Source organism: Planococcus sp. PAMC 21323, from assembly GCF_000785555.1.
GTDB lineage: Bacteria > Bacillota > Bacilli > Bacillales_A > Planococcaceae > Planococcus.
Map to the genome: position 1 here is coordinate 1338140 of NZ_CP009129.1, position 22803 is coordinate 1360942.

Sequence of the window (22803 nt, forward strand, 5' to 3'; positions counted from 1 at the left end):
AAAAGCTGTCGCCAAAAGTTAAATCTTAACTTTTGCGACAGCTTTTAATTATTCACCTACTGGATAAGGCTCAATGCGATCCGATGGTTTCGGATGCTTGATTTTCGGTAAAATTTTATTGAGTGGTACAGAACGGGTTAACTCGTGAGTGCTTGAGTCTGCTGGATCGTATAGATCCAAGAATTTCATCACTTCTTTGACGATAGGTGTTGGTGTAGATGCACCTGCAGTAATACCAACAGTTTCAACGCCTTCTAGCCATTCTAATTTCAACTCAGACAAATCAGAAATACGATAAGCAGGAGTTCCGGCGATATCTTGAGATACTTGTGCTAAACGGTTTGAGTTATTGCTCATTGGATCTCCAATAACTAACAATAAATCCGTGTCGCCAGCTTGTTGTGCCACGGCTTCTTGGCGCACTTGCGTTGCCAAGCAAATTTCTTTATGAACTTCAGAGTGTGGGAATTTTTCTTTTAAGCGTTCCATCATCGCTACAACGTCCCATTGGCTCATAGTTGTTTGGTTTGTCACAATGATTTTTTCGGAATCGAGTTCTAATTGGTTAACGTCTTCAACACTTTCTACTAAATGAACCATATCAGGTGCTACACCAATTGCGCCTTCAGGTTCTGGGTGTCCGCTTTTCCCAATGTAAACGATCTGGTAGCCATCTGCTGTTTTCTCACGAATCAAGTCATGCGTTACAGTAACATCAGGACATGTTGCATCAATTGATACTAAGCCTTTCCGTCTTGCCAACTCGCGCACTTGTGGAGAAACACCATGTGCTGTAAAGATAACCGTACCCGTTTCAACTTTTTCCAAAATTTCAAGACGGTTTGGTCCATCTAATGTAATAATGCCATCTTGCTCGAACGCGTCCGTTACGTGTTTATTGTGGACAATCATTCCTAATATATAAATGGGGCGTGGCAAACTTTCGTCCATCGCAGCATTTTTTGCGATAACCATCGCATCGACTACTCCGTAGCAATATCCTCTTGGCGATATTTTCATAACTTTCATCCAGTACCGCGCTCCTTTCAATTTCACAATCATATATTCATTATAACGGAGACGGCACAGCTTTACAAAAGTTGCATCGCGTAAAGAGGGGAATTTATGCTATAATGTCTAGAGCGTAAGGAGGGAATTTAATCCCATGACAAAATTCAACGAATACCCATTCAAGCCGTTTCTATTAGAAGCGGTAGAAAAACTTGGTTTTACAGAGCCGACACAGATTCAAAAGGAAATGATGCCCCATATATTGAAAGGCACAAGTGCAATTGGACAATCCCACACAGGGACTGGAAAAACGCATAGTTTCATTATTCCAATTGTAGAACGTATTGACGTCAGCAAACAGGAAGTGCAGGCGGTAATTTCAGCACCGACACGTGAACTTGGAACGCAGATCTTCAACGAGTTGCAAAAATTAGTTGTTGGATCGGGCATTGAAGTAAAATCGTTTATCGGTGGTACAGACAAGCAACGTTCGATTAACAAATTAAAAACACAACCACATATCGTAGTTGGTACTCCGGGTCGTTTGAGAGACTTAGTGAAAGAAAACGCGTTATTGGTACACACAGGTAAAATTCTTGTAATTGATGAAGCAGATTTGGCTTTCGATCTTGGTTTTATCGAAGAAATTGACCAAGTTGCTGGGAAAATGAAAGACGATCTAGAAATGTATGTCTTTTCAGCGACAATTCCTGAAAAGTTAAAACCTTTCTTGAAAAAATACATGGAATCACCAGTTCATGTGAAAATTGGCGATAAACGTCCAACTGCAGATGGCTTAGACTTTTATCTTGTGCCAGTTCGTAGCAAGAAAAAAATGGAGCGCTTGCAGGATGTGATGAAAGTAATCAATCCGTATTTAGCCATCATTTTTGTTAACACACGTACAAATGCAGATTATGTGGCAGACCAATTAGCAAAAGAAGGCATTCGTGTCGGTCGTGTACACGGCGATTTAGCACCTCGTGAGCGCGTTAAAATGATGCGTCAAATTCGTGACTTGGAATATCAATATATTGTGGCTACAGATCTCGCTGCTCGTGGTATTGACATTCAAGGCATAAGCCATGTCATCAACTACGAATTGCCAGAAGACCTGGAATTCTTTATTCACCGCGTAGGCCGTACAGCTCGTGCAGGAATGAAAGGATTAGCGATAACGTTATTCAAGCCAGAAGAAGATGATGCGATTGTTCGTATTGAAAAAATGGGCATTCCATTCCAGCAAAAAGATATTGTCAAAGGCGAATTTGTCGACTTGAAAGAACGTCACAGCCGTACAACACGCGTTAAAAAAACGGATGCAGCTGATGCAAAAGCGAAAACAATGGTTCACAAACCGAAAAAAGTAAGACCGATGTACAAGAAGAAGATGAAGTGGAAAATGGACGAAATCAAAAAAATGGAACGTCGTAAAAATCGTAAAAAATAAGGAGATAGGTCAATGTTATTAGGATCTCACGTATCAATGAGCGGCAAAAAGATGCTGCTTGCAGCAAGCGAAGAAGCCGCTTCTTACGGAGCGTCGACTTTCATGATCTACACTGGCGCACCTCAAAACACGCGTCGCAAACCAATTGAAGACTTAAATATCGATGCTGGGCTTGCTCACATGGCAGCCAATAATCTAACAAATATTGTGGTCCATGCACCGTATATTATCAATTTAGGAAATACGCAAAAACCGGAAACCTTTCAACACGGTGTTGAATTTCTACAAAAAGAAATTGAACGTACTGCTGCACTCGGAGCAAAACAAATTGTCTTGCATCCTGGTGCTCATGTAGGAGCCGGAGCAGATGCGGGAATTGCTAAAATTATCGAAGGCTTGAATGAGGTATTGACGCAAGATTATCCGGTTAATATTGCACTTGAGACGATGGCTGGAAAAGGTACAGAATGTGGACGCAGTTTTGAGGAAATTGCCGCAATTATTAACGGTGTAACTCATAATGAGCGTTTGTCTGTATGCTTTGACACGTGCCACACACATGATGCTGGATACAACATCAAGGAAGATTTTAACGGGGTACTTGAACAGTTTGATCGTATTGTTGGGATTGATCGTCTACAAGTATTGCACATCAATGACAGTAAAAATGTTCGCGGAGCGGCTAAAGACCGGCACGAAAACATTGGCTTTGGTGAAATTGGCTTTGATGCATTAAACGGCATTGTCCATCATCCTGATTTAATGCATGTACCAAAAATTCTAGAAACGCCTTATGTAGGTGCAGATGCTAAAAATAAAAAACCGCCATATGCATTCGAAATTGAAATGTTCAAAGCGGGTGTCTTTTCACCAGGAGTTATCGAAGAATTAAAAGCTTCTTTATAATTGAAAATAGTTCATGCTGAAGACAGTCTCTTATATGAGAATTGTCTTCAGCTTTTTTAGTTTTATAACATCATAGAAATGAGAAAAAACTGATTACAAGTGATTCAAGCAAAATCTATTTACATTAACACAAAACTCTACTATACTTTTCTAGTGTAAATCGTAATCATTATTAATTAGAAAAGAGGCGAAACAATGGTTGCGCCATTAATCGACATTCAAGATATCAGTTTTGAATATGAAGAAACTAAAGCGTTAGATCATATTTCCATGAAAGTGGAAGAAGGCGATTTTTTAGCAATATTAGGTCCGAATGGATCAGGAAAATCGACATTATTAAAAATCATGCTAGGGCTTATCAAGCCAAGCAAAGGGAAAATTGAACTTTTTGGAATCGACTCAAAAAGTTTCAAAAATCGTGAATGGATTGGTTATGTTTCTCAAAAATCCAATTCGTTTAATTCTGGATTTCCTGCAACCGTTAAAGAAGTAGTAGCAGGGGGTTTAGTAAAGAAAACAGGCTTGTTTCACCGACTGCCAAAAACAATGTACCATCAAGTGGTTGAAGCATTAGAAGCGGTCAGTATGGAAGCATTTATCGATCGAAGCATTAGCGAACTCTCTGGTGGTCAGCAGCAACGTATATTTATCGCTCGAGCATTAATTGCAAAACCCAAAGTTTTAATATTGGATGAGCCAACGGTTGGGATTGATCACGAAAATGTTCAAGCGTTTTATGATATGTTAGCTAAGCTTAATAAGGAAAAAAATATCACGATGGTGTTAGTTACACATGATGTGGATACAGTAACAGATCGTATTAGTCATGTGGCGTGTTTAAACCAAACCATTCATTTCCATGGCTATAAAGAACAGCTTCACACCATGAGCGACGAGAAACGAGAAGCATGGTATGGCCATTCTGTCCGGAAAATTCATCATATCGGGGGAAGCCACACATGATTGAAGCAATTTTTTCTTATGAATTTTTACAAAATGCCTTTGCGGCAGGGTTAATCATTGGAGTTATTGCGCCGTTACTTGGCGTGTTTATTGTAGTAAGAAGACTGTCATTAATCGCTGATGCGTTAAGTCATGTTACGTTAGCGGGAATTGCAGGAAGTTTGTACTTGAGTCAAAGTGTTGCTTCCTTAGCTCTATTAAATCCACTATTTCTCGGGATTGCTGCATCAGTAGGTGGCTCTATGTTAATTGAACGTTTAAGAAGCTTGTATAAGCATTACCAAGAATTGGCGATTCCCATTATATTATCAGCAGGGATTGGGTTTGGTGCTATTTTTATTTCTTTAGCTGAAGGTTTTTCGAGTGATTTATTTGGTTATTTATTTGGCTCAGTTTCAGCGGTAAGCAGAGAAGACTTGTATATTGTGATGGCTGTGGCAATAGTCGTCCTTGCTTTTGTTTTTATATTTTTTAAAGAACTGTTCGTTTTATCTTTTGACGACGAATATGCTCGAGCTTCTGGCTTGCCAGCTAAATGGATTCATTTTATGTTTATGATTGTGACAGCGCTCGTAATTGCAGGCTCTATGCGCATTGTGGGTATATTGTTAGTATCGTCACTTATGACCATACCGGTTGCGACAGCAATGCGTGTTACAAAAAGTTTTAAACAAACAATCGTTTTATCAATTGTTTTTGGAGAAATTTCTGTTATTACTGGGCTAGTCTCTGCATTTTACCTAGACTTGGCTCCTGGTGGAACAATAGTTGTAACATCGATATTCCTCTTATTGCTTGTCCTTGCGTATAAGAAAATAATGGTTTCGCGTAAAAAAGGAGCGATTGCATGAATTTAGCAAATGCGTGGAAAATTCTAAAAGAAAAAGGTTTCAAGGAAACATCCAAACGTAATCAAATTTTAGAGTTGTTTGCGAACGATGAACGCTATTTGACGGCGAGAGATTTATTGGATGTTATGCAAAAAGATTATCCGAGCATGAGCTACGATACGGTGTACCGAAACTTAGCGACGTTTGTATCTCTTGATATATTAGAAGAAACGGAGTTATCGGGTGAACGTCATTTTCGAATGCAATGTGAGAGCGATCATCACCATCATCATTTTATTTGCATGGATTGTGGCAAAATAAAAGAAATTCCGCTTTGTCCAATGGATATGTTGGGTGCAGCACTACCGTCATACGAAATTGCTAATCACAAATTTGAAATATACGGGAAATGTCCCGAATGCAAATAAAAGCGAGAGTGGGGAAATCCACTCTCGCTTTTTTCATTATTTACGGCTTAATGTTTCGTGCAAACTAAATTCGTTTTTAACCCATTTTTCTGCTTCGAGCCAGTCATAAACACGTACGACATTCGAAGGAATGGCCTCGCGGTTATAAGGTGTATCAAATAGAATGACTGGAATATCTAGCTCTTCAGAAATCTCTACAGCATTGTCATGTTTGTCTTCAAAAAATAAATCGACGTTGTGACGTTTAGCTGTTTCAATTTTTTTGTGAGAACCGATCAATTCAATATGATCATACGCGATAGCGTGTTCTTCAAACCAATTTAGCGTGATATCACGAACATTATCGCCTCGAGCAGATATATAGTACAGTTCGTATTGATCTTTCCAATTGTTCAATATTTGTTTTGCATGATCAGAAACAGGAGAAGCCGCATATATGCGCGGCTCGGAATCCCGGAACCAAGAATAAAATTCACCTTGCGTCAAATGAGGAAGAGCTGCAGTTAAATCGTATTCTTTAATGTCATCCAATGTTAATTCACTATTAAATTGTTCATTAATATGAGGAATCAGTGACGTTGGAGAAGTCACTGTCCCATCGATATCTATTCCGAAACGATACTTCATCTTTTCACAACCTTAAACTTGTTGTTGTTCTAATTCTTTTTGCGCTTTTTCAGCTGCTTGTTTTTCAAAATAAGCTTCAGCTAACTTATCGATTTCGATTTTCAGTTCATCGACCATAGTAGCTTCAGGTACTTTACGGACCGTTTTACCGTGCATAAATAGCAATCCTTCTCCGCGAGCGCCAGCAATCCCGATATCTGCTTCACGAGCTTCACCAGGTCCGTTAACTGCGCAACCTAAAACTGCTACTTTTAACGGTGCTTTAATATGCGAGATATATTCTTCTACTTCGTTTGCAATGGAAATCAAGTCAATTTCAATGCGTCCGCATGTAGGGCATGAAATAAGTGTCGCTGCGTTTGAAGAAAGACCAAAAATTTTCAACATTTCACGCGCCACTTTAACTTCTTCTACTGGATCGGCACTAAGCGATACGCGAAGTGTGTTCCCGATACCTTTGGCAAATAATGCACCAAGACCTGCAGCACTTTTCACTGTTCCTGAGAACAATGTACCTGATTCTGTGATTCCTAAGTGCAACGGATAGTCAAACGCTTTTGAAGCGAGTTCATATGCTTCTACAGCTAAGCTGACATCCGACGCTTTTAGAGAAACAATAATGTCATGGAAATCCAAGTCTTCTAGTATTTTAATGTGGTGAAGAGCACTTTCGACCATACCTTCAGCTGTTGGATAGCCATATTTTTCTAGAATTTTGCGTTCTAGTGATCCTGCGTTCACACCAATACGAATTGGAATGCCTTTTGCTTTAGCTGCATTTACAACCGCTTCAACTTTTTCGCGTCGACCGATATTACCTGGGTTGATCCGAATTTTATCGGCGCCTTGTTCGATTGCAATTAAAGCTAATTTATAATCAAAGTGAATATCTACTACTAAAGGAATGTTGATGCGTTCTTTAATTGCACCAATGGCATATGCTGCACGTTCATCAGGACATGCTACACGAACAATTTGGCATCCGGCTTCTTCTAAACGTAAAATTTCAGCAACCGTTGCTTCTACATCGTGGGTTTTTGTCGTAGCCATACTTTGTATAAATAATTCATTACTGCCGCCAATCGTTAAATCTCCGACTTTTACGGGGCGCGTTTTTGAACGGTGTGTCATCTCGCTCATGAAAAAATCTCTCCTTTTTAGTGGTGGCCTGTTTTACCGGCTCACATATCTTTGTCCTACATACTAGCAATACATCAAATTATGCAGGCTCTCTTCTATTACCTATAGCCATTTTAGCAGTGTCGCGCTCTAAAAGACAAGAAAGACGGTTAATTAGCGATAGCTTTTATTACGAATAACGTAGAAACTTAAACCTTTTTAGTAGCTGGTTTTTTAGGGTAGTAACCAATTGCTAAGTATAGATAGAGGATAGTAAGCAAACTAGTAGCTAAGGTAACACTAAAACCAAAGTCAAAAAAGCTTAATACGAATGCAATAAATGTCGGAAATGTGACACTAAGTGCAGTTGTTCTCCAGACGTGACGGTATTCACCACGCCGTTTTCTTCCATTCAATATTACTAAAGCAATAAAGGCAAAAAAGCTAATTTTAACAAAATGATAAATTGTAGTAGAAACAAACAAGAAGATAAAAGCAAATGGATATAATAGCCACTCTATTTCTTCTACAAATTCAACAAGTCCGTCTATGCCACTAGATGAATTGCCTAACCCTGTAATCCATTCTATAAAGGAAACAACTGTCAACAGCGTGATAAACACAAAAATAAATTGCATTATTTTTCCGATGGTCATAATTCTGACGGCTGCTTGTTTTTTAGGTTCTATCAAACTCGCTTTAAATAATTGGTATATATTCAAATTCATCTTCCTTTCATCAATATCAATAATCGTACCACGTAGATTGTAAAAAAATATCCGGTTTTGTTACGGGAATGTAAATTTTGAAGAAAGGTGTTTACAAATTATTAGTAAACTACGCATAATAGGTTAGGTGTGAATATGAAGTTTAGGAGTTGAATAGGTATCGTGGAAATGAACTGGCAAGAAATCCTCTTTTCCTTCTTTGGTGGATTAGGGATTTTCCTATTTTCAATTAAGTTTATGGGTGATGCTTTACAAAAAGCAGCAGGTGATAAACTGCGTGACATCTTGGATCGTTTTACAACTAATCCATTCATGGGTGTTTTAGTAGGTATTATTGTAACCATCTTAATTCAATCAAGTTCAGGTACTACAGTAATTGTGGTTGGATTAGTTAGTGCTGGGTTTATGACCTTGAGACAGGCAATTGGTGTTATAATGGGTGCCAACATTGGTACGACTGTAACAGCCTTTATCATCGGACTAGACGTAGGAGCATACTCCTTACCAATTATGGCAGTCGGAGCCGCTATGATTTTCTTCATTAAGAAAAACAAAATCCAAAACATCGGACAAGTTATCTTCGGTTTTGGTGGTCTTTTCTACGGTATGGAATTAATGGGTGGCGGGATGAAACCGTTGCGCGAATTACCAGCCTTTATCGATATGACGATTAATCTGAGTGAATTCCCAATTTTAGGAGTATTCGTAGGAACAGTCTTTACATTAATTGTTCAGAGCTCAAGTGGTACTGTAGCAATTCTTCAGGGACTTTACGCTGAAAACATCCTGACGCTTGGCGCATCACTGCCAGTTCTATTCGGTGACAATATCGGGACGACCATCACAGCTGTACTTGCAGCACTTGGGACTTCGATTGCAGCACGCCGTGCAGCAGCAGTACATGTACTGTTTAATATTGTTGGGTCGGTTATCTTCTTAATCTTATTAATTCCTTTTACAGCGTATGTAGAATGGATTTCAGGGGTCTTGGCATTAGAGCCGAAAATGCAAATTGCATTTGCTCATGGTTCATTTAACGTAGCAAACACGATCATTCAATTCCCATTAATAGGTGCTTGGGCATATCTTGTAACAAAAGTTATTCCAGGTGAAGAAGTATTAGTTGAATTTAAACCAAAACATTTAGATATCCACTTTATCGAACAATCTCCTTCTATTGCACTTGGTCAAGCAAAAGAAGAAATTTTGCGCATGGGTCAATATTCAGTGCAAGGATTAGAAGAAACATATAAGTATTTAATGTCTAAGAGTAAGAAAAATGCAGAAATGGGTTATCAGTTAGAAGATGCAATCAACAATCTTGATAGCAAAATCACAGATTACCTCGTACTCATTTCAGCGGAATCGATATCAGCAGCTGATTCCACACGTCACACAATGTTAATGGAAACGGTTCGTGACATTGAACGAATTGGTGATCATTTTGAAAACATCATTGAGCTAGTTGACTATCAGGAAAACAATAAAGTGAAAATCACGGATAGTGCAATGGAAGATTTAACAGAAATGTTTACATTGACGATTGCAACAGTTCAAAAAGCATTAAACGCTTTGGATACAACTAGCCATGAACTTGCTCGTGAAGTAGCTGAACAAGAAGACTTAATCGACAAAATGGAACGTAAATTCCGCAAAAAACATATTTTACGCTTGAACGAAGGCGTATGTACTGGACAAGCAGGAATTGTCTTTGTCGACATCGTAAGTAACTTAGAGCGAATCGGTGACCATGCAGTGAATATTGCAGAAGCAATTTTAGGAAACCGCGCTTAAGTAAATATAAAAGCCTCTCTTCTATCACACTTTACATTTATAAAAATGTAGAGCACGATAGTAGAGAGGCTTTTTATAGGGAGGAATAGAGATGGAAATCATCGGTTGGATTTTAATCTTGCTTTGTTTTGCTATTGGATTTATCGGTTTGGTTTATCCAATTATACCGGCTGTCTTGTTTATTTTCGGAGGCTTTATCATGTACGGCTTGTTTTTCAGCTTTAGTGATTTGCCATGGTGGTTCTGGGCGATTCAAAGTTTATTTGTTATTTTATTATTTGGGGCAGATGCGATTGCAAATGCTTATGGTGTTAAAAAATTCGGAGGATCCAGAGCAGGTCTTTGGGGTAGTACAATTGGTTTGATTGTTGGTCCTTTCGTAATCCCAATTGTGGGCATTTTAATTGGACCTTTTATCGGTGCAATCATTGCTGAGATTCTTTTTAATAAATCGACTTTAAAGAAATCATTTCTTTCTGGTGTTGGATCAGTCGTCGGTTTTATCACTTCAGTTTTCACCAAAGGGATCATTCAAACCGTTATGGTGATTATTTTCTTCTTTACTATTTAACTAGCGAAAGGTTAAGAGAATCGAGCATATTTTCAAGATAGTCGGTCAAAGGACTGAATAACGTGCTTTGCCGTGCATTTTGTTTGTAACAGCTTAGAAATTTTGATACGCTAAGAAGGTAGACCAATAGACTCAAGGAGGAATTTAATTATGGCTTATGAATTACCAGAATTACCTTACGCGTATGACGCACTTGAACCACATATTGACAAAGAAACGATGAACATTCATCACACGAAACACCACAACACGTACATCACAAACGTAAATGCGGCTTTAGAAGGTCACGAAGATCTTGCTTCAAAATCAGTTGAAGAGTTAATTGCTGATCTAGATGCAGTTCCTGAATCTATTCGCACAGCAGTTCGCAACAACGGCGGCGGACATGCAAACCATTCATTATTTTGGAAACTATTGTCTCCAAACGGTGGTGGCAACCCAACAGGCGCTTTAGGCGAAGCAATCAACAGCAAGTTTGGAAGCTTTGACGAATTTAAAGAAAAATTCGCAGCTGCTGGAAAAACTCGTTTTGGATCAGGATGGGCATGGCTTGTTCTTTCAAATGGCGAATTAGAAGTAGTATCAACACCTAACCAAGACTCTCCATTAATGGAAGGTAAAACTCCGTTACTTGGACTTGATGTATGGGAGCATGCTTACTACTTGAAATATCAAAATAAACGTCCAGATTATATTAACGCTTTCTGGAACGTAGTTAATTGGGAAGAAGTTTCAAACCGTTACGAAACAGCAAAATAAGACGTCACAATTGAAACTTTACACACACTTTTTCGTCAGAAAAAGTGTGTGTTTTTTTTATGGGATGATATACTGATAACTGGATATTTTTTGTGAAAGGAGCAAATTGCTCATGAAACCGCCTCAAAAAAGACGCATTTCACTTGCCAGAGTAAAATTGCAGTCAAATACTGTCTTTCGAATGAATGTCCTGTTTTTCACAATTTTCTTATTGTTTTCTTTGTTGATTTTACGTTTAGGTTTTCTTCAAATTGTTAAAGGAGAAGACTACGCGCGTGCAATCGCTAGAACTGAAGAAGTCCCAGTCAACACAAGTGTCCCAAGAGGACGCATATTTGACAGCCAGGGACGAATTCAAGTTGGCAACAAACCGGTCAATGCCATTACCTATACGGCGATGCAAACGACTAAAAGAGAAGAAATGATGACAGTGGCACGAGAATTAGCGAAGATGATCGAAAAAAACATTGATAAAGTGACGCTCCGGGATAAACAGGATTTTTATATACAATTAAATACAGAAAGTGCAACAAAAAAAGTGACAGAAGAAGAAAGAGCAGCTATTGCTTCTGAGGATATTACTGAAAAAGAAAAGCAACGAAAACTCGATGCTTTAGTAAGAGAAAAAATTACGGATGAGGAATTAGCAAGTTTATCTGCAGAAGACCTAGAAGTGCTAGCGATTTATCGCGAGATGACTTCAGGGTATGCACTGTCCCCTCAAATGATTAAAAATGAAGATGTGACAGATGAAGAATTTGCGCGTGTTTCAGAACGTTTAACAGACCCAAAACTAAAAGGTATAAATACAGTGACCGATTGGAAAAGGATCAAATCAAGTGATCTTACGATTTTAGGGAGCACAACGACACCTGAAACTGGAATTCCTGCCACGAAATTAGATTATTATTTAGCGCGTGATTATTCGAGAAATGATCGTATTGGTGTAAGCTTTTTAGAACAACAATACGAAGAAGTGCTACAAGGTCAAAAATCGGTAGTGAAAAATGTGACCGATGGCCGAGGAAGTGTTATCGAAACAATTCCTGTTGATGAAGGAAAAGCAGGGAAAGATTTGGTTTTATCGATAGATAGTGAGTTGCAAAGTGAATTAGAAAAAATTGTCGAAGATAAATTGCTAGCCCTCAAAAAACTGCCAAAGTCGGAACTTGTTAAGGACGCATATTTAGTTATGATGAATCCAAAGACCGGAGAAGTATTGTCGATGGTCGGTAAGCGACTTGGTGAAGATGAAGATGGCAAACAAGTGATTTATGATTATGCATTTGGTACATTCACGGCATCTCATGAAATGGGTTCAACGGTCAAAGGTGCGACTTTGTTAACGGGTTATGCCAAAAACGCAGTGGAATTAAATGAAGTTCAAATTGATGAGCCGATTAAACTCGCCGGTGCAAAATATAAAAAATCTATTTTTAATACGCAACCCTTTAACCGCATTCCTATGACAGATTTGATGGCGATCGAACGATCTTCAAACGTCTATATGTTTAAAATCGCAATGAAAATTGCGGGGGTCGAATATCAATATAATCGTGGGTTGTACGTAGCTCCTGAAACTTTTGCTGAAATGCGAAATTCATATGCTCAATTTGGTTTGGGTGTAAAAACCGGTATTGATTTGCCAAATGAAGGAACAGGTTATATGGGGGGTACTTACCCAGGTGCTATGCTCCTCGATTTAGCAATCGGACAATATGATACCTATACACCCATGCAGTTAGCTCAGTATATTTCAACAATCGCAAACGATGGTTACCGAATGGAACCTCACGTGGTTAAAGAAATTCGTAGTGCGTCAACAGATGGTGTGACACTGGGCCCAATTGAAACAATTATTGAGCCTAAAATTCTAAATCGCATTAATAATACACAAGAAGAAATTGAACAAGTTCAAACCGGTATGCGAAATGTGTATATTGGAAGTTCTGGTTCAGCTCGTGCGCAATTTAGCGATGCACCTTATACCGCTGCTGGAAAAACCGGTACTGCCGAAGTGTATTTCAATGAAAAAGGTCATGAACTGACAAAAGAATATGCGATTAATATTGCCCATGTTGGCTATGCACCCTTTGAAAATCCTGAAATTGCTTATGCAGTAGTAATTCCATATGTTACGAGAGATCCAGAAAATGTCCCAAGAGCGAACAATGAAATTGCTCGTGCGGCGGCAGACAAATATTTTGAGATAAAAAGTAAAGAAAAGGTAGAAGAATCGAATTTAATCAAACCGCCATACAGCAAAACAGTCGAAGTGGAAGGCGAATAAACTATAGCTCCAGGGAATTTCTCTTTATAAGAGATATTCCTTGGGGCTTTTTTGTATAATCACAGCTATTTACAATTTCTTAACATTGCCTTTATATGTCCTCAACAATCACTCTCTATAGTAGAGAATGTAAACAAACATAATTAATAGGGGGAAACAACATAATGAGAAACTGGAAATTTGCAATGGCGTCAACAATTCTTGGGTCAGCTTTAATTCTGGGTGCATGTGGCAGCACGGATACACAAGAAACGAGTTCAGAAACAGCAGGAGAAGCAGTTGTTGAAGGAACGGTTTCTGGTGATGGATCATCTACTGTGGCACCAATTATGGAAGGCATTGTTGAAGAATATGCTGGAGCACAGCCGGATGTTCAAGTTACAGTCGGTACATCAGGTACTGGTGGTGGATTTGAAAAATTCATTCAAGGTGAAACAGATTTCTCGAATGCTTCTCGCCCTATAAAAGAAGAAGAAGCAGCAAGTCTTAAAGAAGCAGGAATTGACTATACAGAATTCCGATTGGCTTATGACGGATTATCAGTAGTTGTCAGTCAAGAAAATGACTGGGTAGAAGATTTAACAGTAGAAGATTTAAAAAAACTATGGGTAGAGGATGGCGCAACTAAAAAGTGGTCTGATATCAATTCAGAATGGCCAGATGAAGAAGTTGTCTTTTATGCACCTGGAACAGATTCAGGAACGTTCGATTATTTTAACGAAGTGATTCTAGAAGATGAAGATTTAGTTAGTTCAGCAACGCTTTCTGAAGACGACAATACATTAGTACAAGGTATACAAGCAGATCCAAATGCAATCGGGTTTTTCGGCTATGCCTATTACGTTGCAAACCAAGATACGTTAAAAGTTGTCTCAATTGATGGTGTCGAACCTAACGACGAAACGATCGAGTCAGGGGAATACTCGCCGCTATCACGTCCATTGTTCACATATGCTAATAATGCAGCACTTTCTGACAACGAAGCAGCCTACGATTTTATGACATACGCGCTTGAAAATGCAGGAGTTATGGCCGAAGCTGTTGGATATGTAGCTTTGCCTCAGGAAGAGTATGACAAAGACTTAGCAGATTTAGAGGCTTTGAAATAAAGATAAGAACCAGTCTAGTATAGTCTGAGGGTGAGCAGCCACTGCTCACCTTTTGCGGTTGAAAGGGGATTCGATATGCGACCATCTGTACAAGAAATGATCGCACGATCAAATGGAAAGAAAAACAAAAAGGTCATAGAAAAACTGATTCCTGTCATTCTTTTCTTGATCGCTTCGGTTTCAGTATTAACATCTCTCGGGATTGTTTTAACCTTAATTGTTGAAACTATCACTTTTTTCACACGTGTACCATTTTTTGATTTTATATTTGGCACCACTTGGCTGCCATTTTCAAATAAAGATGCTCAGTTTGGCATTTTGCCGTTAATAGTTGGGACATTAAAGGTCACGGTAATTGCTATCGTTGTAGCGGTACCAATTGGCATTTCTGCTGCTATTTATTTGAGTGAGTACGCAAGTGACAATGTGCGTCGTGTATTAAAACCAGTTCTAGAAGTATTAGCTGGAGTTCCAACAATTGTTTACGGTTTTTTCGCCTTAACATTTGTAACGCCTGTACTTCAAGCCGTATTCCCAGAAATTAAAATTTTCAACGCGATTTCTCCAGGAATTGTGGTCGGGATTATGATTATTCCAATGATCGCTTCTCTATCAGAAGATGCCATGTCATCTGTACCTAAAAGCATAAGAGAAGGTGCATTAGCAATGGGCTCTACTAAGTTTGAAGTGGCATGGAAAATCACAGTACCGGCTGCGCTTTCTGGAATTATTGCATCTATCGTACTTGCTGTATCGAGAGCCATTGGGGAAACGATGATCGTATCGCTTGCGGCTGGTTCTACACCAAGATTCGACGGCGACTTTACAGGGTCAATTCAAACAATGACAGCATATATCGTCCAAGTATCAAAAGGGGACGCAGGATTTGGTACAACGATTTATTATTCCATTTACGCAGTTGGATTTACGTTATTTGTTTTTACAATGACGATGAATATCCTTGCCGGCTACGTCTCAAAACGGTTTAGGGAGGAATATTGATATGAGATATATCGAACACCAAACAGTCGTAAAACGAATGAATGGCAGATTGATTGTAAATAAGGTTTTTAAATCAATATTCTTACTTGCTACGTTACTGGCGTTACTGGCATTGGTTATTTTACTTTACCGTATTGTTTCGCAAGGAGCGGGACATTTGTCAATAGAGTTTTTGACTAACTTTGCTTCTCGGTTCCCTGAGAAGGCGGGGATTAAAGCAGCCTTAGTGGGTTCTCTTTGGTTGATGATGGTAGTTGCTCCAACTTCAATTATTTTAGGAGTCGGATCTGCTATTTATCTTGAAGAATACGCAAAACAAAATCGAATCACTGCGTTTATTCGCATGAACATTTCTAATCTGGCTGGAGTGCCTTCAGTCGTATTCGGTTTATTAGGGCTTACAATATTCGTTCGTGCACTTGCGCTTGGCAATAGTGTACTTGCTGCAGGATTTACAATGAGTTTATTAATTTTACCAGTTATTGTCGTTTCTGCACAAGAAGCGATTCGATCAGTTCCCCGCGAGCTGCGTGATGCATCCTACGGAATGGGTGCCACCAAATGGCAAACAATCGTCAAAATCATTTTACCGGCTGCCATTCCTGGAATTTTAACAGGAAGTATTTTAGCGCTATCACGAGCGATTGGCGAAACTGCGCCATTAATAGTTATTGGTGTTCCAGTCATAATTCAGTTTTTACCTGCAGGTGTCATGGATACATTTACTGCCTTGCCGATGCAAATATATGATTGGTCGAGTCGTCCGCAACAGGAGTTTCAAACAGTTGCAGCAGCGGGAATCATGGTGTTGATGGCTGTCTTATTGTTTATGAATTCGATAGCGGTTCTTATACGAAACAAATTCGATAAACGTTATTAACGCTAATTATGTGGAAGGGGTTCTACAAATGACAACTATTATTACAGAGAAGCCAGTAATTGAAACAACAACTATAAAATCTGCTAAAAAAGCAGTTTATGAAACCAACCAACTTAATCTTTGGTACGGTACGAATCATGCGTTAAAAAATATTGACCTTGAAATTCAAGAAAATGAAGTTACGGCAATTATCGGACCCTCAGGTTGCGGGAAGTCAACGTATTTAAAGACGCTGAATCGGATGGTTGAATTGGTTCCTTCCGTCAAAACCTCTGGAGAAATTCTTTATAGAGGACGCAATATTTTCGATCACGATTATGGCGTAGAAGAGTTGCGTACCCGTGTAGGGATGGTTTTTCAAAAGCCAAATCCATTTCCAAAGTCGATTTATGACAATATCGCATATGGACCACGCATACACGGTATAAAAAACAAGAAAATCCTTGATGAAATTGTAGAGAAAAGTTTACGTGGCGCTGCGATTTGGGATGAAGTAAAAGATCGCTTAAATGAAAATGCATATAGCGTTTCTGGAGGACAGCAACAACGGATTTGTATTGCTCGTGCATTAGCAATAGAGCCCGATGTTATTTTAATGGACGAGCCAACTTCGGCTCTCGATCCGATTTCTACATTAAAAGTAGAAGAACTTGTACAAGAACTGAAAAAAGATTATAGCATTATTATCGTTACACATAATATGCAACAAGCTGCTCGTATTTCCGATAAAACGGCATTTTTCTTAAATGGCGAAGTTATCGAGTTTGATCAAACAGATACAATATTTTCAAACCCATCCGATAAACGTACGGAAGATTATATTTCAGGCAGATTTGGTTAAAGGGAGGCGAATGGTTTGTCAGTACGCGAAAAATTTGAATTCGAATTAAATACTGCTCAAGAAGAATTAATTACTTTAAGCACGATGGCAGTTAATGCGTTAAATAAATCGATGGAAGCATTAATAAAGCAAGATGTGGATGCCGCATTAGAAGTAATAGAAGATGACAAGGATATCAATCAATTAGAAGAGTTTATCAATGACCGTGTTATTTTGATGATAGCGAAACAATCCCCCGTAGCGACAGATTTAAGGCGCTTAATCGTAACGATAAAAGTAGCTTCAGATATGGAACGGGTTGGTGATTATGCGGTTAACATTGCGAAAGAAACGATTCGTATTGGCAACCAAGAATTATTGCCGCAAATAAAGCAGATCCAGCAAATGCAAAAGCTGGCTGTTGCGATGTTGCACCAAGTGATTGACGCTTTTGTAGAAGAGGATATAGTCAAAGCAAAAGAAATTGCAGAACTCGACGATCAAGTTGATGAGCTATACGGCGACGTTATTCGGAAATTGATGCAAGCAGGTGGAGAAAATCCAGGAAAGCTTGGTCAAATTACACAATTGGCTTTTATCAGTCGCTATATGGAACGATCGGCTGATCACGCGACGAATATCGCTGAACAATTGTTCTTCCTCGTACGCGGCCGCCATTATGATTTAAACAAATAATAAAAGTTACCAATCAAAGATTATGTGATGCCGGTAGCGATCAGCTACCGGTCTTTCTTTTTATTTGGCAAGGTTCAATATTATTAGTATTTTACAGTAGACTTTATCATGAGATATGCTATAATAATTAAGTCGTATAGATCATGCTTATTTACAAACGATCTTTGAAAGAATTAGGAGGGATACCGATGCGTGTTAACATCACTTTAGCTTGTACAGAATGTAGCGAACGTAACTACAGCACTGTTAAAAATAAGCGCAACAACCCTGAGCGTCTTGAAATGAAAAAATATTGCTCACGTGAAAAGAAAATGACAGTACACCGTGAAACGAAGTAATTCATTGATTGCCAAAACCTAATACGGGTTTTGGCTTTTTTCTTTTTAAAGGAGAAGATTCTGATATGGATAAAAAAACTCAACGCAATCATGTGCTAGCATCGCTTCGTCAAATGACAGCCGAACAATATAGCAACAATTCGCAAGTGATCGTAGACCAGTTAATGAAAGATCCTGCGTTTTTATCAGCAAAAACCATTGGACTAACAATTTCCGCGTTTCCCGAAGTAGATACAGTAAAGTTAATAGAAAAGAGTTGGTCAGCGGGTAAAAAGGTCGTTGCACCTAAATGCATTACATCAAATCGAACAATGGACTTTCGAGTATTTGAGCATTTCAATCAATTAGAAACTGTTTATATGAAATTGAAAGAACCAATTGTCGCAGAAACAACTTCCGTTAAACCGGATGAAATCGATTTATTGATCGTACCGGGTGTGGTTTTTTCAACACAAGGATTTAGAATTGGATTTGGTGGAGGCTATTATGATCGCTTTTTAGCAAATTACTCAGGTCAAACACGATCATTGGCATTTGATCGGCAAATTGCGATGAAAATTCCAGTCGAAAACCATGATTTACCTGTGCAAGGTATTTATACAGAAAGCGGGTTTATCGATTTAAAGGCGGTAGGTAGATGAAAAATTTATATGATGTCATGCAATTATTAAAGCGCTATGGCACAGTTATATATACAGCGGATTACACGGCAGATCTTGGTCTGATGGAAGAAGAAATTAAAGAATTGTATCGTTTGCAATTTATAACAGCTAAAGAATTTTCAACTGCTTTGCTGATTTTGCGCCATCAAAGATCCGAATACGATAAAAAATAAATTCGTTTTACGAAACTTCTAGTTGTTTCATCCGTCTTAATAAGGGTGATTACTTCAATTGATCGTAAATATCTTTTATAATGAAATATTAAGTAAACAGAAAAACAAATAGAATAGGAGGATGTCTAGGAATGTTAAAAAAAGATTGGCCAAAACATACAGTCCTGGCAATTGCCATCATCGCCACTTGGCTAAAAACATACATCGTTTACAAAACGAGTTTTTCAATAACTATTGAAAACTTGCTACAAGAATTTATCTTGTTTATCAACCCATTGAGCATGCTGTTATTTATTTACGGAGTTTCATTGTTCTTTAAAACTAATAAAGCTAAAAATGTCTATTTATTATCGGTAGCAGTCGTTACGTCAATTGTTTTATACGGAAACGTTGCATTTTATCGATTTTTCAATGACTTTATCACCTTGCCTGTATTGTTCCAAACTGATAACTTTGGAGATTTAGGATCTAGCGCAGCAGCTAGTGTATTTTGGACAGATCTTTTTTACTTTTCAGATGTCCTGCTTATTTTGCTAGCCATTAAATTTATTAAAGTAAAACCGAGTAAAGTAGGAGCTCAATCTGTTCAGCGCAAAGCTTATTATATTTTGGCGTTGGCAGTGCTCTTCTTTAATCTAGGACTTGCAGAAGCAGAACGGCCACAATTATTAACGCGCAGCTTTGATCGTGAAATGTTAGTGAAAAACTTAGGTATGTATAATTATCACTTATACGATATTTACGTTCAGTCGAAATCACAAGCTCAACGTGCATTAGCAGATGGCTCAGAGTTGGTTGAAGCAAATAGTTATGTGCGTGCGAACCAAATTGAACCTTCTGCAGAGATGAAGGGGATTGCTGAAGGACGTAATTTAATCGTCGTAACGCTTGAATCTTTGCAGAGTTTTGTGATCAACGAAGAAATGAATGGACAAACGATAACGCCGTTTATGAACTCGTTAACAGAAGATGAAGACACCATTTATTTTGAAAACTTTTACCATCAAACGGGTTTAGGCAAAACTTCTGATTCAGAATTCTTGCTTGAAAACTCACTTTATCCGCTAAGTGGTGGAGCAGTATTCTTTACACATAGTGGAAACACATTCAACTCGATGGCTGAAAGCCTAGGGAACGAAGGTTATGCTACAAACGTTCAACATGCGAATACGAAGAGCTTTTGGAATCGCGACATCATGTATGAATCGTTAAATATTGACGAATTTTATGATGTGGAAAGTTTTGAAGTCGGTGAAGGTCAAGCGGTCAACTGGGGCATGAAAGATGTTCCATTTATGGAACAGTCTGTTGAGCACATGACTGACATGCCACAACCTTTTTATAGTCGCTTATTAACATTAACAAATCATCATCCATTCACATTGGATGAAGAAGATAAATTAATCGGTGAATACGATTCAAATTCAGGAACCTTAAATCGTTATTTCCAAACATCACGTTATTTAGATGAGTCGGTGAAAGTTCTTTTCGATGAGTTAAAAGAACAAGGACTATATGAAAACTCAATTATTGTGATGTACGGTGACCATTACGGGATTTCTGAAAATCACAACGTGGCCATGTCGCAATATTTAGGTGAAGAAGTAACACCATTTACATCCGCAGAATTGCAGAAAGTTCCTTTCTTTGTTCACATTCCAGGTTACGGTAAAGGATATGTGGAAGATGAAGTAGGTGGTCAAATCGACATGCGTCCAACGATTATGAACTTGCTAAACATTGATACGTCAAAAGATATTCAGTTTGGTGGAGATTTGTTCTCGGAAGAACATGAAGAATTTGTGATTTTCCGTGACGGACGTTTTGTTACTGACGAAGTAGTATATGCAGGAAATGTTTGTTATGACAAAGAAACGGGTGAACCGACTGAACAAGAGTTGTGTGCACCGCTCATTGAGCAGTCGTTAACCGAACTTGAATATTCTGAGTCGATTATTAACGGAGATTTATTGCGTTTTTACGACGAAGAAGATGGTCAGTTAACTACAATTCCTGATGTTGAATTAAAACAATAAACAAAAGGAGAGTGCGCGAAGCACTCTCCTTTTTTCATGCAATAAAAAAAGCCGATGCATCATGCATCAGCTTTTTTTAGATTAATGTAGGCTTGGTGGATAACCTTGTGTGATAAGTGTTGCGATCGCAAACCCGCCAAAAATCACAAAAGTTCCGAAGTTAAAAAGGAAACCTAGAACTTCTTTGTTTTTAAGCGTTTGTACAGTGCCGATTGCTGCAAGAATTGCAATAAGTCCAAAAATAACTACTAACATCCAACTCATCGATGACACTCCCTTCAACTTAAACAGCCAGTGCCGCTTTGTTCTCTTTATATTGTAAAGATATTCCGCCGTTTTGTCGAGGACAAAAAGTGTCAGTATCTTGACAGTCTCTAATGGACTACATGTTATAATCGAAAAGAGGTGAAAGAAATGTTGAAAATCAATCAATTAGAGTTAGGTCCGATTCAAACAAATTGTTACATCATTTCCGATGATCAAAAAAATTGTCTAATTTTTGATCCGGGCGAAGAAAGTGCGAAGATAGAAGCGGTATTGAAAAAGAAAGGCTTAACACCGATTGCAATTTTATTAACGCATGCGCATTTTGACCATATAGGTGCTGTAGATGACATAAGAGAGCGCTATTCGATACCGGTTTATTTGCATCATTTAGAAAAAGATTGGTTAAGTCGTCCAAACTTAAACGGTTCTGGAAAATATGCAGCAATGCCAGATTATCGGTTGAAAGATGCAGACGTCCTATTAACAGACGAAAAAATCTTAGAGATTGGATCTTTTAAGATGGACATTTTCCATACCCCAGGACATTCCCCAGGAAGCGTGAGTTACTCGTTTGGCAATGAAGGGTTTGCGATTGTTGGGGATGTTATTTTCCGGGGAAGTATCGGTCGTACAGATTTGATCGACGGCTCTGAGAAAAGGCTCCTACAGTCTATAGAAGAGTCGATATTGCCGCTTCCAGAGCATATGATTCTGTATCCAGGACATGGCCCAGAAACAACTCCAGAGCAAGAATTAGCTAGCAATCCGTTCTTAAAGGTCTTCAAACAATAATTATTTTACAAAAAACAAACGGTGTATCGGGAAATCCGATACACCGTTTGTTTTTTTATTCGCATTGATTAATGTCCAGCACCAGGAACGTGGATGAACGTAGAGTAATAAGTGAAGCCTACGAAAAATACTGTCAAGTAGGCAGCAAAAATGTACATATACATGCGTTCAGAAATATTTAAAAATCCAAGAAGAACAAAAATACCGGTATTTGCTACCATTAGCAATGATACTTCAACCATATCGCCTACATAAAAGAGAACTGCAAATATTCCAGTCCACCATCCCATTAATTTGAACATATTATTCATGGGTAATCCCTCCTTTGCCACAACACAATAATCTCTCATTCATTATATAGGAAACAGAGTGAATGTGTAAACAACGAGTTCGTCTTTCTTTGTGACAAACAGGTGTACAGCAAAGATTGCTAGCTAAGTTCTATATGGAGCATAGAAATAAGATTGTTCATAAAAAATACATACCCTTCAAATATGAGATTTGACCTGATATCGGGGTTCAAAAAATTATTTTGGCAAAAGCTATTTCCTT

General features: G+C 38.4%; 25 protein-coding genes. 19 read left to right on the forward strand and 6 right to left on the reverse strand.

The features are described from left to right. Nucleotides 1-48: 48 nt before the first annotated feature. On the reverse strand, nt 49-1029 hold the full coding sequence (locus PLANO_RS06785) for a 4-hydroxy-3-methylbut-2-enyl diphosphate reductase (protein ID WP_038703710.1): 981 nt from the start codon (nt 1027-1029) through the stop codon (nt 49-51). Between the two features lie 136 nt (nt 1030-1165). Between PLANO_RS06785 and PLANO_RS06790 the strand changes: the two genes are divergently transcribed. From PLANO_RS06790 to PLANO_RS06810, 5 genes are all read left to right on the forward strand, one after another. Beyond that, the gene (locus PLANO_RS06790; protein WP_038703711.1) at nt 1166-2461 is read left to right on the forward strand and encodes a DEAD/DEAH box helicase; all 1296 of its coding nucleotides are present in this window, start codon (nt 1166-1168) and stop codon (nt 2459-2461) included. Nucleotides 2462-2473: 12 nt separating this feature from the next. Beyond that, nucleotides 2474-3367, forward strand: coding sequence for a deoxyribonuclease IV (locus PLANO_RS06795; protein ID WP_038703712.1), 894 nt, complete (start codon nt 2474-2476; stop codon nt 3365-3367). A 195-nt stretch (nt 3368-3562) separates the two neighbouring features. Then, nucleotides 3563-4330 carry a metal ABC transporter ATP-binding protein gene (locus PLANO_RS06800; protein WP_038703713.1) on the forward strand — a complete coding sequence of 256 codons (768 nt, stop codon included), beginning with the start codon at nt 3563-3565 and terminating at the stop codon, nt 4328-4330. Then, entirely contained in the window at nt 4327-5181 is an 855-nt protein-coding gene (locus PLANO_RS06805) for a metal ABC transporter permease (protein ID WP_038703714.1), read from the forward strand. The genes PLANO_RS06800 and PLANO_RS06805 overlap by 4 nt, the downstream gene beginning before the upstream one ends. Then, a complete protein-coding gene (locus tag PLANO_RS06810; protein ID WP_038703715.1) occupies nt 5178-5588 on the forward strand; it encodes a Fur family transcriptional regulator in 411 nt (136 codons plus the stop codon). Before PLANO_RS06805 ends, PLANO_RS06810 begins: the two co-directional genes overlap by 4 nt. 36 nt (nt 5589-5624) lie before the next feature. On the opposite strand, the gene PLANO_RS06815 is transcribed toward PLANO_RS06810, so the two are convergent. The 3 genes from PLANO_RS06815 to PLANO_RS06825 all read right to left on the reverse strand — a co-directional run bounded on the left by PLANO_RS06815 (nt 5625) and on the right by PLANO_RS06825 (nt 8056). Further along, nucleotides 5625-6215 (reverse strand): nucleotidase, encoded by a 591-nt coding sequence (locus PLANO_RS06815; RefSeq protein ID WP_038703716.1) that lies wholly within the window; start codon nt 6213-6215, stop codon nt 5625-5627. Between the two features lie 12 nt (nt 6216-6227). Then, a complete protein-coding gene (gene ispG / locus PLANO_RS06820; protein WP_038703717.1) occupies nt 6228-7355 on the reverse strand; it encodes a flavodoxin-dependent (E)-4-hydroxy-3-methylbut-2-enyl-diphosphate synthase in 1128 nt (375 codons plus the stop codon). A gap of 188 nt (nt 7356-7543) precedes the next feature. Further along, nucleotides 7544-8056, reverse strand: a complete 513-nt coding sequence (locus tag PLANO_RS06825) for a DUF1189 family protein (protein ID WP_052124291.1) — start codon at nt 8054-8056, stop codon at nt 7544-7546. A 168-nt stretch (nt 8057-8224) separates the two neighbouring features. Here PLANO_RS06825 and PLANO_RS06830 point away from each other — a divergent pair, with 168 nt between their 5' ends. The 13 genes from PLANO_RS06830 (at nt 8225) to PLANO_RS06890 (ending at nt 21192) form a co-directional block, all read left to right on the forward strand. Then, entirely contained in the window at nt 8225-9856 is a 1632-nt protein-coding gene (locus tag PLANO_RS06830) for a Na/Pi cotransporter family protein (protein ID WP_038703719.1), read from the forward strand. A gap of 91 nt (nt 9857-9947) precedes the next feature. After that, entirely contained in the window at nt 9948-10427 is a 480-nt protein-coding gene (locus PLANO_RS06835) for a DUF456 domain-containing protein (RefSeq protein WP_038703720.1), read from the forward strand. 150 nt (nt 10428-10577) lie between these two features. Further along, nucleotides 10578-11186 (forward strand): superoxide dismutase SodA, encoded by a 609-nt coding sequence (gene sodA, locus PLANO_RS06840; RefSeq protein WP_038703721.1) that lies wholly within the window; start codon nt 10578-10580, stop codon nt 11184-11186. A 112-nt stretch (nt 11187-11298) separates the two neighbouring features. Next, on the forward strand, nt 11299-13476 hold the full coding sequence (locus tag PLANO_RS06845) for a peptidoglycan D,D-transpeptidase FtsI family protein (RefSeq protein ID WP_038703722.1): 2178 nt from the start codon (nt 11299-11301) through the stop codon (nt 13474-13476). Nucleotides 13477-13640: 164 nt separating this feature from the next. Further along, nucleotides 13641-14585, forward strand: a complete 945-nt coding sequence (locus PLANO_RS06850; protein ID WP_038703723.1) for a PstS family phosphate ABC transporter substrate-binding protein — start codon at nt 13641-13643, stop codon at nt 14583-14585. A 75-nt stretch (nt 14586-14660) separates the two neighbouring features. Further along, nucleotides 14661-15587, forward strand: coding sequence for a phosphate ABC transporter permease subunit PstC (gene pstC / locus PLANO_RS06855; protein WP_038703724.1), 927 nt, complete (start codon nt 14661-14663; stop codon nt 15585-15587). A gap of 1 nt (nt 15588) precedes the next feature. Beyond that, entirely contained in the window at nt 15589-16467 is an 879-nt protein-coding gene (gene pstA, locus PLANO_RS06860; protein WP_038703725.1) for a phosphate ABC transporter permease PstA, read from the forward strand. Nucleotides 16468-16495: 28 nt separating this feature from the next. Continuing rightward, nucleotides 16496-17308, forward strand: coding sequence for a phosphate ABC transporter ATP-binding protein PstB (gene pstB, locus PLANO_RS06865; RefSeq protein ID WP_038703726.1), 813 nt, complete (start codon nt 16496-16498; stop codon nt 17306-17308). A 15-nt stretch (nt 17309-17323) separates the two neighbouring features. After that, on the forward strand, nt 17324-17983 hold the full coding sequence (gene phoU / locus PLANO_RS06870; RefSeq protein ID WP_038703727.1) for a phosphate signaling complex protein PhoU: 660 nt from the start codon (nt 17324-17326) through the stop codon (nt 17981-17983). 188 nt (nt 17984-18171) lie between these two features. After that, the gene (rpmG, locus tag PLANO_RS06875) at nt 18172-18321 is read left to right on the forward strand and encodes a 50S ribosomal protein L33 (RefSeq protein WP_006830468.1); all 150 of its coding nucleotides are present in this window, start codon (nt 18172-18174) and stop codon (nt 18319-18321) included. A gap of 65 nt (nt 18322-18386) precedes the next feature. Continuing rightward, complete coding sequence (locus PLANO_RS06880) at nt 18387-18962, forward strand: 5-formyltetrahydrofolate cyclo-ligase (RefSeq protein WP_038703728.1); 576 nt, start codon at nt 18387-18389, stop codon at nt 18960-18962. Further along, nucleotides 18959-19156: a YqgQ family protein gene (locus PLANO_RS06885; protein ID WP_038703729.1), complete on the forward strand. Its 198-nt coding sequence runs from the start codon at nt 18959-18961 to the stop codon at nt 19154-19156. The genes PLANO_RS06880 and PLANO_RS06885 overlap by 4 nt, the downstream gene beginning before the upstream one ends. 131 nt (nt 19157-19287) lie before the next feature. Then, nucleotides 19288-21192 (forward strand): LTA synthase family protein, encoded by a 1905-nt coding sequence (locus PLANO_RS06890; protein ID WP_038703730.1) that lies wholly within the window; start codon nt 19288-19290, stop codon nt 21190-21192. Nucleotides 21193-21273: 81 nt separating this feature from the next. On the opposite strand, the gene PLANO_RS06895 is transcribed toward PLANO_RS06890, so the two are convergent. After that, complete coding sequence (locus tag PLANO_RS06895) at nt 21274-21456, reverse strand: DUF2759 domain-containing protein (protein WP_008499035.1); 183 nt, start codon at nt 21454-21456, stop codon at nt 21274-21276. Nucleotides 21457-21606: 150 nt separating this feature from the next. Between PLANO_RS06895 and PLANO_RS06900 the strand changes: the two genes are divergently transcribed. After that, complete coding sequence (locus PLANO_RS06900) at nt 21607-22251, forward strand: MBL fold metallo-hydrolase (protein WP_038703731.1); 645 nt, start codon at nt 21607-21609, stop codon at nt 22249-22251. A 68-nt stretch (nt 22252-22319) separates the two neighbouring features. Here PLANO_RS06900 and PLANO_RS06905 read toward each other — a convergent pair whose 3' ends face one another. Continuing rightward, nucleotides 22320-22562, reverse strand: coding sequence for a DUF2626 domain-containing protein (locus tag PLANO_RS06905; RefSeq protein WP_038703732.1), 243 nt, complete (start codon nt 22560-22562; stop codon nt 22320-22322). Between the last annotated feature and the right edge of the window lie 241 nt (nt 22563-22803).